Annotated in this window: 16 protein-coding genes; 9 read left to right on the top strand and 7 right to left on the bottom strand. The window is 35.9% G+C overall.

Translation table 11 applies throughout. The features are described 5' to 3' along the window. The gene (gene repM, locus ACFN7Z_RS19485; RefSeq protein WP_006582659.1) at positions 1-936 is read left to right on the top strand and encodes a replication initiation protein RepM; all 936 of its coding nucleotides are present in this window, start codon (positions 1-3) and stop codon (positions 934-936) included. Between the two features lie 68 nt (positions 937-1,004). Continuing rightward, positions 1,005-1,550: a plasmid replication DNA-binding protein gene (locus ACFN7Z_RS19490; RefSeq protein WP_171253727.1), complete on the top strand. Its 546-nt coding sequence runs from the start codon at positions 1,005-1,007 to the stop codon at positions 1,548-1,550. 229 nt (positions 1,551-1,779) lie between these two features. Here ACFN7Z_RS19490 and tet(39) read toward each other — a convergent pair whose 3' ends face one another. Then, a complete protein-coding gene (gene tet(39), locus ACFN7Z_RS19495; RefSeq protein ID WP_004856455.1) occupies positions 1,780-2,967 on the bottom strand; it encodes a tetracycline efflux MFS transporter Tet(39) in 1,188 nt (395 codons plus the stop codon). Between the two features lie 65 nt (positions 2,968-3,032). On the opposite strand from tet(39), the gene ACFN7Z_RS19500 reads away from it, so the two are divergent. Next, entirely contained in the window at positions 3,033-3,674 is a 642-nt protein-coding gene (locus ACFN7Z_RS19500) for a TetR/AcrR family transcriptional regulator C-terminal domain-containing protein (RefSeq protein ID WP_004787586.1), read from the top strand. Between the two features lie 555 nt (positions 3,675-4,229). Here the strand turns inward: ACFN7Z_RS19500 and ACFN7Z_RS19505 are convergent. Continuing rightward, positions 4,230-4,544, bottom strand: coding sequence for a hypothetical protein (locus ACFN7Z_RS19505; RefSeq protein WP_058952647.1), 315 nt, complete (start codon positions 4,542-4,544; stop codon positions 4,230-4,232). A 256-nt stretch (positions 4,545-4,800) separates the two neighbouring features. Between ACFN7Z_RS19505 and ACFN7Z_RS19510 the strand changes: the two genes are divergently transcribed. The 3 genes from ACFN7Z_RS19510 to ACFN7Z_RS19520 all read left to right on the top strand — a co-directional run bounded on the left by ACFN7Z_RS19510 (position 4,801) and on the right by ACFN7Z_RS19520 (position 6,237). Further along, on the top strand, positions 4,801-4,986 hold the full coding sequence (locus ACFN7Z_RS19510; protein WP_058952646.1) for a hypothetical protein: 186 nt from the start codon (positions 4,801-4,803) through the stop codon (positions 4,984-4,986). A gap of 616 nt (positions 4,987-5,602) precedes the next feature. Continuing rightward, positions 5,603-5,734: a hypothetical protein gene (locus tag ACFN7Z_RS19515; protein ID WP_265733109.1), complete on the top strand. Its 132-nt coding sequence runs from the start codon at positions 5,603-5,605 to the stop codon at positions 5,732-5,734. Beyond that, positions 5,734-6,237 (top strand): hypothetical protein, encoded by a 504-nt coding sequence (locus tag ACFN7Z_RS19520; protein ID WP_058952645.1) that lies wholly within the window; start codon positions 5,734-5,736, stop codon positions 6,235-6,237. Before ACFN7Z_RS19515 ends, ACFN7Z_RS19520 begins: the two co-directional genes overlap by 1 nt. A gap of 50 nt (positions 6,238-6,287) precedes the next feature. On the opposite strand, the gene ACFN7Z_RS19525 is transcribed toward ACFN7Z_RS19520, so the two are convergent. The 3 genes from ACFN7Z_RS19525 to ACFN7Z_RS19535 all read right to left on the bottom strand — a co-directional run bounded on the left by ACFN7Z_RS19525 (position 6,288) and on the right by ACFN7Z_RS19535 (position 7,870). Continuing rightward, the gene (locus tag ACFN7Z_RS19525) at positions 6,288-6,581 is read right to left on the bottom strand and encodes a type II toxin-antitoxin system RelE/ParE family toxin (RefSeq protein WP_000221358.1); all 294 of its coding nucleotides are present in this window, start codon (positions 6,579-6,581) and stop codon (positions 6,288-6,290) included. Continuing rightward, on the bottom strand, positions 6,571-6,816 hold the full coding sequence (locus ACFN7Z_RS19530; RefSeq protein WP_000246756.1) for a type II toxin-antitoxin system RelB/DinJ family antitoxin: 246 nt from the start codon (positions 6,814-6,816) through the stop codon (positions 6,571-6,573). Before ACFN7Z_RS19530 ends, ACFN7Z_RS19525 begins: the two co-directional genes overlap by 11 nt. An 82-nt stretch (positions 6,817-6,898) precedes the next feature. Beyond that, positions 6,899-7,870: a GlxA family transcriptional regulator gene (locus tag ACFN7Z_RS19535; protein ID WP_058952644.1), complete on the bottom strand. Its 972-nt coding sequence runs from the start codon at positions 7,868-7,870 to the stop codon at positions 6,899-6,901. Positions 7,871-8,002: 132 nt separating this feature from the next. On the opposite strand from ACFN7Z_RS19535, the gene ACFN7Z_RS19540 reads away from it, so the two are divergent. Together ACFN7Z_RS19540 and ACFN7Z_RS19545 are read left to right on the top strand one after the other, a co-directional pair. Continuing rightward, on the top strand, positions 8,003-8,887 hold the full coding sequence (locus ACFN7Z_RS19540) for an MBL fold metallo-hydrolase (protein WP_004733158.1): 885 nt from the start codon (positions 8,003-8,005) through the stop codon (positions 8,885-8,887). A gap of 84 nt (positions 8,888-8,971) precedes the next feature. Next, positions 8,972-9,514: a cysteine hydrolase family protein gene (locus ACFN7Z_RS19545; RefSeq protein WP_005176773.1), complete on the top strand. Its 543-nt coding sequence runs from the start codon at positions 8,972-8,974 to the stop codon at positions 9,512-9,514. A 234-nt stretch (positions 9,515-9,748) separates the two neighbouring features. Here the strand turns inward: ACFN7Z_RS19545 and ACFN7Z_RS19550 are convergent, their stop codons facing one another. Next, complete coding sequence (locus ACFN7Z_RS19550) at positions 9,749-10,063, bottom strand: hypothetical protein (RefSeq protein ID WP_058952643.1); 315 nt, start codon at positions 10,061-10,063, stop codon at positions 9,749-9,751. A gap of 47 nt (positions 10,064-10,110) precedes the next feature. Further along, entirely contained in the window at positions 10,111-10,872 is a 762-nt protein-coding gene (locus ACFN7Z_RS19555) for a hypothetical protein (RefSeq protein WP_058952642.1), read from the bottom strand. Between the two features lie 304 nt (positions 10,873-11,176). Here ACFN7Z_RS19555 and ACFN7Z_RS19560 point away from each other — a divergent pair, with 304 nt between their 5' ends. After that, the gene (locus ACFN7Z_RS19560; protein WP_058952641.1) at positions 11,177-12,352 is read left to right on the top strand and encodes a MobA/MobL family protein; all 1,176 of its coding nucleotides are present in this window, start codon (positions 11,177-11,179) and stop codon (positions 12,350-12,352) included. Positions 12,353-12,918 lie beyond the last annotated feature (566 nt).

Here is a 12,918-nt window from a genome sequence, read left to right on the forward strand (position 1 = left end):
ATGCCTACCAGTGAATTAATAGTAAAAGATAACGCTTTAATTAATGCGAGTTATAATTTAGATACCGTAGAACAACGGTTAATTCTACTGGCTATCTTACAAGCAAGAGAAACAAGAACAGGGATTGATGCAAACACTAGGCTACGGATCCATGCCAGTGACTATATGAGCAGATTTAATGTTAATAAGCATGCCGCCTACAAAGCCCTAAAAACAGCAGTTACTAACCTTTTTGGTAGACAGTTTAGCTATCAAACAATTGATGAAAAAACAGGAAAATCAAAGAAAGTAATTTCTCGATGGGTTCAAAATATTTCTTATATTGATGATGCTGCAACCTTAGAGGTTACTTTTACAATGGATGTAGTACCCTTAATTACACGTTTAGAAAAACAATTTACGAGTTATCAGTTAAAACAAGTTACCCAATTAACAGGAAAATATGCCATCCGACTCTATGAGTTGCTTATAGCATGGCGTGAAGTCGGTAAGACTCCTATATTTGAAGTTTCTGACTTTCGTTCGAAGCTTGGCTTAACTTCAGATGATTACCCAAGACTAGATACATTTAAACGACGTGTACTTGAATCAGCAGTCAAACAGATAAATGAACATACAGATATCATCGTTAAAGTTGAACAGCATAAAGAAGGTCGCTCTATTTCTGGGTTCTCTTTTAGCTTCAAACAAAAAAGAAATCCGAACAAAGTAATAGAACGTAAGAAAGATCCCAATACATTAGATATTTTTTCCAGAATAACAGATGCTCAACGTCACCTATTTGCTAACAAGCTTTCAGAATTACCTGAAATGGGGAAATACTCTCAGGGCACTGAAAGCTATCAACAGTTTGCAATAAGAATTGCTGAAATGCTTCAAGATCCTGCTAAGTTTCAAGAATTACATCCTTATCTTGAAAAAGTTGGCTATCGTTAAACTACTGATGTAACGTTACATGATTAATTATTGTCTACAAGCATACAGATTTTTACTTGGGTTACATGATGAAAGCACTATCTGTTATTGAGTTATCACAACTTTATGGGATGAATCGACAAAGTATTTATAAGCGTATAAATAAAGGAGATTTATCAAAAAATAGTGATGGGAAAATAGATTTATCTGAAGCCATACGAGTATTTGGCGAACCATCTAATAAAAATAATAATGTAACTACGTTACAGTCTACTACGGTACAAAAAGATACAGAAGTAGACATGCTAAAACAGCAAGTAGACATACTTAAAAAACAGCTAGAACTTGCACATGAGCGAGAAGTTTTCCAAAGAGAACAGCTAGAAGCAAAAGACAATCAAATAGAAGCAATACAACGACTGCTAGAAGCCCCAAAGACTAATATGACTACGTTTACCGATCAGAAAACTAGCCAAGATATAGTAACTAATCCTCGGCCAGAATCTGAGCCAAAACATGATGTATTGACTACGCCGGGGCAGACTGAAAATAAGCGGATTCCAGTGCCGGAGCAAGTTGAACAGGAACCGGAGAAAAGAGGCTTTTGGAGCCGTTTTTTTAGACCCTATGATTAACCACGATTGTTTAACTGATATGAACAAAGTCGTGAAACATTGATTAAATAATAGGCGTGGAACGTGAAAAGTCATAAAAAAAGCCCAATCGGGTGTGATTGGGCTATAAACTAGAAACTACAGCATTGATTTCTAAGGAAAATTATAACACATTTCGTATAAGGTGTATTATGTTAATTTTAGATAAACTATAGAATCCATTAGTTTTTAAACCAATAAATTAAATATTTTATGGAACTCCAGAATATTTATTCAGGCGATACTTAAGCAATAAGGGTAGGGTGATTACATAAAGTATTGCAGCTAATGCCCATACCATTCCAGGAGCTGATGCCTGAGTCATAAAATAGAGGCTAGTAACTAATACAGGACCAATTATAGCCCCCAGACTATTAAAACTGCTTAATAGCCCTTGTAATTCACCTTGTCTTTCATCACTAATACCTCTGGACATCATTGCTTGCAAAGCAGGAACGGCTACTCCACCAAGGGCAAACAATGGTAACAACGCAAAAGGCACCCATTCTTCAACAGCAATAGATAAAAGAAGTAAACCAATTGCATCGCAAGCTATTCCACATAACAACGTATTTTTCTCTCCAAACCTCTTTACCATAGGGGCGATAGCAAAAGCCTGTGCAATAGAATGGCATATTCCATAACTAGCAAGGGAAACACCTGCAATAAATATACTCCAGCCATAACGATCCTGCCCATAGATAACCCATAAAGTTGCGGGGACTTGTGAAACCAATGTGATAATTAAAAAGATACCAAGCAATGGAGCCATATTAGGTTGAGTGATCAAATAGGATAATTTCTTTAATATTGATTGCTCCTGAACCTTCTCAGTCATTTTATTGCTGTGTTTTGATTCTTTTAATAAGACTGCTGTCATTATTAAATTAATCCCATTCATAAAAGCAGCAGCAAAGAACGGTGCATGTAAGTTCCATTCACCCAAAACTCCACCTATTACCGGACCCGCTATAAACCCAATACCAAAGACAGCTCCAAGGAGACCAAACCTTTTTGCACGCTCATGGGCTGGAGTAATATCTGAAACATAAGCTGTTGCAACAGCCATGTTGGCACCTGTAATTCCCGCAAAAATACGACCAATATATAGCCACAATAGAGAAGGAGCAGCAGCCATTAGGAGATAATCAGCCGTTGCACCAGCAATTGAAATAATTAATACAGGTCGACGTCCAAATCGGTCACTCAACGCTCCAAGGATAGGTGCAAAAATGAACTGCATCAGAGCATACACAGCTAATAAAGCACCATAGTGAACACCGCCTGCTTCAGCTCCAGCCAATGACCGTAATAATTCAGGCAAGATCGGCATAATTAAACCAATCCCAACAGCATCCAGAAATATAGTGATTAAAATCACGCTCAATGATTTCTTCACAAATGCCTTCTCTAGCAATGATAGAATTAATATTCTCTCACACACTCCCTATCAGTGATAGATTTATGAGTAAAAAAGATATTGCACCTCAACGTCTGACACGTGAAATAGTCCTGCGTACCGCATTGGATATGTTGAATGAAGAAGGCATAGATTCAATAACCACACGCAAGCTAGCTCAACGATTGGGTATTAAATCTCCAACTCTATATTGGCATTTCAAGAATAAATCCTTGTTAATGGAAGCAATGGCGGAAACCATTATAAATGAACACCATTTAGTTTCTTTACCCATCGATGGGATGACATGGCAAGATTGGTTGCTCGCTAATTCTGTAAGCTTTCGTCGAGCACTACTAGCTTACCGTGATGGTGCTCGTCTACATGCAAGAACTAGCCCCAGTCAAGGACATTTCAACACGATTGAGGCCCAAGTTGCGCTGTTATCTCATGCTGGGTTTTCTCCTGTTGAAGCAGTTGCATTACTTATGACATTAGGAAGGTTTATTGTTGGGTGGGTCCTTGAGGAGCAGCAAGAAGAAATAAGATCAGACCCACCATTCGAAGCCGATCCAACTATATATCCACTCATGCTCCAAGGAGTGAATACCTTACAAAATATGAATGCGGATGACATTTTTGAAAATGGGATTCGTATGGTGATTATCGGTGCTGAAAGACAACTTGATATTAAAATGCAAACTTAACTCTATACTGCTTTAAGCAACTGTTCTATTTAGTAATAAAGCTTTTATCCTTAATTATTTAACATAATAGAGCTTATACGAAACGCATTTTTAATATTACTTTAAGATCAGTATCTTATCGTTATTCATACCCTCTGGAACGTTCTCGTTCAACCGACTTGGAAACAAGTCGGTTTCTTTTTAAGCAAAACTGTAACTTTTAGCCAATAAGATTGATCAGAAAACATTCGTTTTTGTATTTTTTCCTGATTTCTCAATGGTCCAGATTCAGAAATAATCCCCAATTTCTGCGGACAACTCTTGGGATAAAATAGGCCAACTTTGTAAGCCAAAGCGTACATAGATTTAGATAATTTGCGGATTGGATAACTAAAATCTTAGTCCTATGATCAGACATAAGGGAACTGGATGTTTCCCAAAAAATAAGAATAAGAAAATTGTTCAAGGAATGGGCCTAGCTCTAACGGTATAACGCACAACCCAATGTAAAAAGGCCCGACAGGATGTCGGGCTTTTTTATGTCTTGAATCTGGATTTCGTGTAAGAGATTTTATGTTAAATACTTAAAACATCATGCTCTTTTATTTCTAAGAAAACATGTTGGTCAATTTCTGCATTTGAGTTGCGTATAAAATCTTTAGCCATAGTATTAATATGAAGATGACTTTCTTTGTGAACAATATTAAATAATGATAATAAGTCTTTTTTGTGATGTGAGTCACAGTTATTTTTAAAATCATTCAACTCAGTATCAATTTCTAATTTTATTTGTTCAATAAAATGCTTTCGTGAACTTTTATTGTTTATTTTATAAAATAACTGTGTTTTCTCATAAGCTCCTTTATGAAAGATCATTTCATAAATTTTCATTTTAAATTCTACTCAAAGTTATTGATATAATTAAAATTAAAAAAACCAATTTCTCTTGGGGAAGAGAAATTGGGGCGCGGAATTCTTAACCTTAAGTAAGGCCAATCACCAGCAATTTTGTTGCAATAATCACATTATATTTCAATTTTGACGTATACTTCAATAAAAAAATATACAGATCTGTATATTTTCGCCATGAAAAATAGAAAGATATGACTTTATTTTGATCTTATCAATTAACTTTACGGAAATATAAATGGGTAACATTGATGGTTTATTAAAGAAATTTTTTTTAATATTTCTAGCTGCATTTACTATATTTGCTATGAATGAAGTTATTTATAGATATTTTTATGCAGATAAAAAATTATTAGATACGATATCCAAATGGATTTTTTGGGGATATTCTTTTTTTATTGTGTTTTACACTTCTAAAGAATAATCATATCTATTTAATTTTTTTATATGATTCATTCCTTTTTTTTATTAAACATTCCCTTTATCTAAAAGGATCTTTAAATTTTTCTTTTAACATAGAAATAATTAACAAAATACTGATAAATAATAAAATAGATATAGTGAACCAGAACATAAAAACACCGAATAGATTTATTTGATACAAGTATTAACATATTTGTGTGATTTTTTTATCTTTTTTGTGGATAATTGTGCCACTTTTCAATCAAATCAACTCACATTTATAGACTTAGCAATAATAAGTTTGTGTATAAACATACAAGTAATTATTTTATGGCCAAGAAAGTTAAAAATCTTTATCTAAGAAAAGGGGATCATCCACTAGTTTTACGGTCTTTATTTATTTGCCGAGCGAAACGGCACAAGTGGAGTAATGAAGAAATCAGTGTAGTTATAAAAAAAACTTTGTATAAAGATAAGATGAGTGTGTATAAGATTTTAACGGACTATATTGAAAGTAAATAAAATACTTTTTAACTTGAATTTTATTATTAAGTTTTTTTTAAATATAAGTTTATTTAATTGAGATAATAAGAAAGGTAGCTGAAGCAGGACAAATTCTAAAAAATGGTGGTCCTTTTATGATTAGTGAAAGATTGTATACGATGATTTTTGGAAAAAGATGGAATAAACAAGCTCATAGTTTTGCTGTATCAGAAGGCTACAGAACTCCTAGAAAAGAAGAATTTGAAAAATTTGATGGAACGTATTAATGAAAAAGATCTTCTCTCTATTAATTTGTTCTATACTTCTTTCTTCTTGCTCTAATGCTAAAAAAAATACAATCGATGAAGGCGAGTTAGATAAACAAATAGTACAAACAAAAATTATGGCTATTTCAAGTAGTCTAGAAACTGCAAGCTTTGTATATCGAGCTGCATATAAAAATTCAGAAAAACCTTCGGAAGTTAACGATCACTTATATTTATATGCTTTGAGTGAAATTGAATCACTTTTTAATACTTATGATATGGGGGGGATAGACTATAAGAAAGACATTACAAGTTACAGGTTAATATCTGGAGATGCTATTGATTCAATGTGTATTATTAATAAATTTTTGAAAAAATATCAGAATCATTTGGAAAGAAAAGAATTAGCAAAACGATATGATACAACTTTGAATAAAACTTTTGTGTTGCAAAGTGAATATTTAACTCTTTTAAAAAATGACCCAGATTTAATTAATGGATCTCAATGTTTAAAGTTAAATTAACATAATACACCTTATACGAAGGCAAAAATGAGAGCTATAAGCTCCCATTTTTAGTCTTTAATGCGCTTTTTAGCTTCGTCATAAACTATGCTATCAGCTCGTTTCCCGACTGTGATGAGCAAGATAACTACCTGATCATCTTTAACTTGATATACAAGTCTGACACCAGCTTTTAATAATTTAATTTTATAGCAACCTGCAAGATCCCCTCTAAGCATATTCTTTGGAATATGTGGCTGCTCTATGACTTTGGCTAGTTTCTTCTTAAATTGATCTCGTATAGCAACAGGGAGTTTTTCCCATTCTGCTGTAAAGTCTTTGTGACGTAAAAGCTTATAAGTCATCTAATGTGACTTCCTCAAACATCTCTTTAGGGTCATTAATGCGTTTACGGACAAGAGCTAATAATTCTTCATCTTCTTCTGAAAGCAAAGCTTTTTTGACAGGCAGTTTCCCAGTCGTAGCAACATACTCAAGAATACTAGTGAAGAAATCCGTAGGTGCAATACCTTGCTCTTTAAGGATTGAATAAGATTTTTCTTTAAGGGCTTCATCGACCCTGAAGTTAACAGTAGCCATCATATTTCCCAAGTATTTAATGTACTAGGAATAGTGTAATGCAAATTGCATTACAAGTCGACTTCGTATAACAACCATTATGTTAAATGGGTGGATTATTTTCATTAATGATCCCAAAAGCTTTTCTCCATGCCTGAGGGCTGGTGCCATATTTTTCACGAAAATTTTTTCTAAATGACACGGTATTATTAAAACCTGAAAGCTCGGTTATCTTTTCGATAGACAAGTTTGTCGTTTCTAAAAGTTCACAACTTAATCTGATTCTTTCAGTATTCAGCCAATCGACTAGGGTCATGCCTGTCGCTTTCTTAAAATGCCGTGTGAACGTCCTGCGTGTCATATGTGTCCGTTCAGCGAGGCTTTCAATATTATGTTGTAAAGCTAAATTCTTTCTTAAAAAATCAAGTAATACATTAATTTGTGCATCTTGGCTCGATTCTGCGACTGGCTGTTCAATAAACTGAGCTTGCCCACCTTCACGGTGAGGCGGGATCACCATTACTCTAGAGACTTTATTCGCAATTCGTGCATTATAGATTTCACGTACCAAGTACAAGCAGCAGTCTAACGCTGCGCCTGTTCCAGCAGAGGTTACGATCCTTTGGTCCTCTACATACAGGGCGTCATTATCAAGCTGAACCTGTGGAAATCGTTCACTAAAATCTTGTTCAGCCATCCAGTGCGTAGCTGCTTTTTTATGGTCAAGCAGCCCTGCATATGCCAATGCATAAGTTCCATAGCATAACCCTACAATTCTAATTCCAGTCTGATATGCACAATTTAGGGCATTGATAAGTACTTCTTCAGGCTCATGATTAAAATCATCCCATCCAGGAATAATAATAAGATCCGACTTTTTAATGAGTTCGATCCCCCCATCAGGGATAATCATCATAGACTGTTCTGTTTTTACGGGTTGGCCATCTATAGAAAAAATTTTCAGATCAAATAAGCGTTTATCTTCAATCCTGATATTGAAAATGATATGGGGGATAGAGAAGTGAAATGGATTTATATTGGGATAAACGAACAATCCAATCACTGGTATAGCCATTCGGTCTACCTCTCTAAAATAATAAATATAGCATGTTGTCCCAATAGTTTCGATGATTGTCCTTAAAGACAATTTTATTGCTTAATTTTTCCTATCATGATTCGAGTATGACTAAATGATTGGATCTGGAACATGAATAAAATTTTAAGTAGCTCTGTTATTGCACTCTCTCTGGCAATGGCTTCAGTCCATTTATATGCGAATGACAAGGTGGTTCAGCGAGATACTTCTAAAGTTACGCATATACAAGAAATTCGCAATGCAACGATTAAAGTAACCTATGCTGATACGACTTTTTTAATTGACCCAATGTTTGCTAAAAAAGGATTCTATGAAGGTTTTCCTGATACTCATCGTAGCTATTTACGGAACCCATTAGTCGATTTGCCTATCAAGCCCGAAACGATTTTAGAAGGTGTAGATGCGGTAATCGTGACCCATACCCATTTAGATCATTGGGATGATGCAGCACAAGCGACTATTCCGAAAAACATGCCGTTGTTTGTACAGAATAAAGAAGACCAGAAAATCATTCAGTCACAAGGCTTCAAAGATGTTCGTGTATTAACTCAAGCGACCTTTGAAGGGATTAAGCTCACTAAAACTGGTGGTCAACACGGTACTGATGCCATGTACCGTATTCCTAAGCTTAAAGCTGGATTAGGTGAAGCAATGGGTGTGGTATTTGAAGCTGCTGGCCATGAAACTGTTTATGTGGCAGGAGATACCATCTGGCGTTCTGAAGTTGATCAAGCGATTCAAACATTTAAACCTGATGTGATTGTCTTAAATACAGGTAACGCCTTGGTTGATGGCTTTAAAGAATCCATTATTATGGGCAAAGAAGATACTTATCGTGCAACTCAGAAAGCACCAAATGCTAAAGTGGTTGCTGTTCACATGGATGCAATTAACCACATGTCAGTAACACGTGCTGAGCTTGCAGAGTACGTAAAAGACAAAGGGATTCAAGATAAGGTTTTAATTCCTATTGATGGTGAAACGCTTTCTTTCTAAAGAAACTTAAAGAAGTGGAATACTTCCACTTCTTTAAAATCCTAAGCAGAACAAAACAAATATTAGTTAAGTAAAGGAATAGATATGTCAAAATCAGCTTTATTAGTTATCGACTTACAAAATGAATATCTACCTACAGGTAAATTACCATTGGTAAATATTGAACAAGCTGCTGCTAATGCAGTGAAAGTAATTGCGAAGGCCCGTAAACAGGGTACTCAAGTGATTCATGTCCAACATATTGCTGATGCTGAATCTCCTATATTTGAACCTAGCTCAAATGGTATTGAATTTCAGGACACAGTTAAGCCGCAAGAAGATGAATCTGTGATCATTAAAAATCACATCAATGCGTTCTTAAACACGAATCTCAAAGAAATTTTAGATAGCAATCAAGTGACTGAGTTAGTCGTGATTGGTGCTATGAGCCATATGTGTGTTGATGCTGCTGTTCGTGCTGCTTCTGATTTTGGTTATAAGGTAAAAGTTATTCATGATGCTTGTGCAACACTAGACTTGGAATTTAATGGCGTTAAAGTACCTGCTGGTCATGTCCATGCAACATTAATGGCCGCTTTTGAATTTGCATATGCTCAAGTGATATCAACTGAAGATTATGTTAGTTAAAGATTAAGATTTTCTAAAATTAACATAATACACCTTATACGAATTGACTGAGCCAGTGCATATGAACTGGCTTTTAAATGTCACGTATGAATCTAAGACTTGTTTTAATCGTTGATAAGTTGATGCTTTACAGGCTCTAACCCATTGATTTTAGGTTGGGGATTTTGGCTGCCATTACGTTACTTTGGGGTGTACTCTAATTTTACACAATGTCTCATCTACGAAATGCACGTGTTAGAACCCATTTAAAGTGTTTATATCCTCAGCTCTTAAAATCTCGAGGACTTCTTCTGGTGAAACAATTAAAGAGTTATAAAAAGCATAGTTTCCATAACTTGTCCCTATCGATTGCAACCGTATCATTCCGATTTTTTGTGGGTAAATTCCCCTTAAAAACATCTGAAATTCTTTATCTTTAAAAGAATTATAGATCACCCTTGAGATACATAAATAACTATCCAACACGTAACCGTCGTCTAAAAGACGATCAACAAAATCGATGAAATCTAAATCACCATTTTTAAATATTTCAATGAGGCTATCACTCATCACAAATTTCTTCTCCAAAATTTAAATTTATCCCCCACTAAAAAAGACTACTCTTGGCCTTTTGCTAAGGTTTTCTTAATTTCGATTACTGACAATAATTCTCCGTCCTTTTTCCATGTATGTAATCCTTCTAACACCTGAATAAAAAGTTTGTTTGATTCAAAATATTCATTTTTATATGTCTTAACATCTTTAAAAATTAAAGATTTACGTACATTATCATGAAATTTTCCAGCATTCACAATTCGATTGGTAATCTGTTGAGGAGTATCATTGCTAATATCAATATTGAGTTTCTTAAATGCGGCAAGAACAGCACCACCTAATTCAAACTTCCGTTTATTTTCAGCTTTACGTTTTTCACTAGCATTCTTCTTCTGAATCTGACTCAAATACAGCTCTAAGTCACTATATTCAAGCTTTTGTGCTTTAAAATTCAGATAACGCGTACACATCATTTTCAGAATATTCACTTCAGCAGGATCTAGATTTTCCTTCTGATAACGTTGGTACAGCTCCAGAAATTTTTCTTCATATTCAGTCTTTTTCGGTTGCTGAGAAAGCTCCTCAAATAACAACTTTAACTTTATATGTTCACGGTATGGTTTTAACGCTTCTTTCACTAAGATCTGCTGAGCTTCAGACAAATAATCAAAATTGAAGTCTTCAGCTTGTAGTGCATCAATGACCTGATTTTGGAGTTCAGAGCGTGGATCTTTCTCTAATAAAAACTCAACGAAAGCATGTAATTCTGCGATTTGTAAAAGTTGAGCAGGTCTACCGCGCTTTTTTGCTTTTTCCTGATTCATATCATCTGCCGCTAAATTTTCAGAACTGCTACCAATTTAGATATGGTTTTACCATATTTAAATTGGGCAGTCTGAAAATAATTATTTAAATTAAAAATAAAATTTCTTGAAAAGAATTTTTATTTTTAATTTAAATAATTCGCACTTGACAGTTTCTCCTCATCGGAGAAACTAGTACGCAATGGGGCGCTTCCCCCTTGACCCCCTTCTCACGAATTTTTCAGCCATTCAGGCATTCCAAATTCGAGCGCTTTTCAACTCGTTTCACTCGCTAAAAAACGGTCCGAAACAAACAGAGGTGAGCATGACCCACTACCATCTCAGCGTCAAAAGTAAAAATAAAGGCTACGCCACTGGCCATTACCTCTACATTGCCCGATTAATGCAATACGAAAACGTCCGCAAGAAAAGTGACGAAATTTTAGAATACGTTGAACCTGGCAAATGCATGCCTTCCTGGGTGAAAGATCCGATTGAATTTTGGCAAGCCGCAGATACATTTGAACGTGCCAATGCCAAAGTCTACATGGAATACGAAATTGCCCTGCCGAATAAATTCACTTCAGAACAGCGTAAAACGCTCATAGAGACGTTTTTAGATAAGCATATAGTTCCACAGCAATATCCGCATTCATATGCTATACACAACGTTAAATCGCGCCTCAGTGGCGAAGAACAGCCCCATTGTCATCTCATGTTCTCTTTAAAAGCCGATGACGGTATTGAACGCAGCGCAGAACAGTACTTCAAACGCTATAACCCACAAGATCCCGGTAAAGGCGGTGCCAAAAAAATTCAGCTGCAGGATGGTCATGCCGACTATTCCACCTTTTTGCTATACATCCGAAAAGCTTGGGAAAACCATCTCAATGATGCCCTTGCGCAGCACTGCCCTACCGTGACCTACCAGATCGACGGCCAAACTATCACCATCACCAATCAGGTCACAGCAGACAGCTACGATAAATACAATGAGATTCACGGCACCCTATATCTCCCAGAACCCAAATTAGGAGCTGGCAAACAAAATGAAACTACAGAATACCTGGCAGAGATCCATAAAATTCGGCGGCACAATGCCAAAGAACGGGAAATTGAACAAAAGCAGCAGGCACAACAACACGAATATTTCTATTCATGCCTGAATGAGCCGTATAGCTCACTCGAAGTCATGTATTACTTCAATCATGTGGCCAAGAAGGCCAAAAATCCAAAAGAGCTCGAACAAGACCTTCAAGAAATCATCACAACACAAAAGCCCATTCTGCAGGCTGAGCACTGGAACCTGAGCAAAATGGATAACCAGCTTCAAAACTCACTCCGTTACCCAGATCCACAAATCGAGTTCAAGCCAGTAACAGGCTTAAAAGCACAAGTAAAACAGGAGCAAGTGATTCAGGGCGATCAAGAACCAGAAGTAACCCAAGCATCCGTACGACCTAAACCTAAAAATGATGATTGCGACTTTGGAGGTCCTTAAGATTGCGGTTCTCTCTATACCTCATAGGTATGCAAAGAGCGAGTGTCTACGAGCGAACTGAAGACATCAAAATTTCGGCCGCTTTTTTCCTTGATTACAAGCTTCCTATCCATTAATCACAGTCACATTAGAGCGTCCCGAATGGGCGCGAACAGCTTGAAAATGACCCTAGACCGAGCGAAGCGAGTAAAAAGCTCTATGAGCGAAGCGAATTCCGAGTTGCTTTTGCTTTTTCTCAAAGTCACAACCGGATGATCCAAAAAATTGCCCCCCGAATCGAGCGAAAGCGAGATTCAATAGAGTTTGAGCGTAGCGAAAACCAAGGGCAATTTTTCATGCACTGGGCTTTTAATTATTTTTAAAGTTTTTAAATGCTTTTAGACATGCTGTAAGCCTTTATTTATAGTGTATACAAGGGATATACAACACCAAAAAGTCACCTATATAACACCAAAAAGTCACCTATATAACACCAAAAAGTCACCTATATAACACCAAAAAGTCACCTATTTACACCACTGATTAATGATGGTGTAATAACACCACGTATAATAAAGGTGTAGCAA

It is taken from the genome of Acinetobacter sp. P1332, from assembly GCF_044057475.1.
In the GTDB taxonomy this organism is placed as follows: domain Bacteria; phylum Pseudomonadota; class Gammaproteobacteria; order Pseudomonadales; family Moraxellaceae; genus Acinetobacter; species Acinetobacter johnsonii.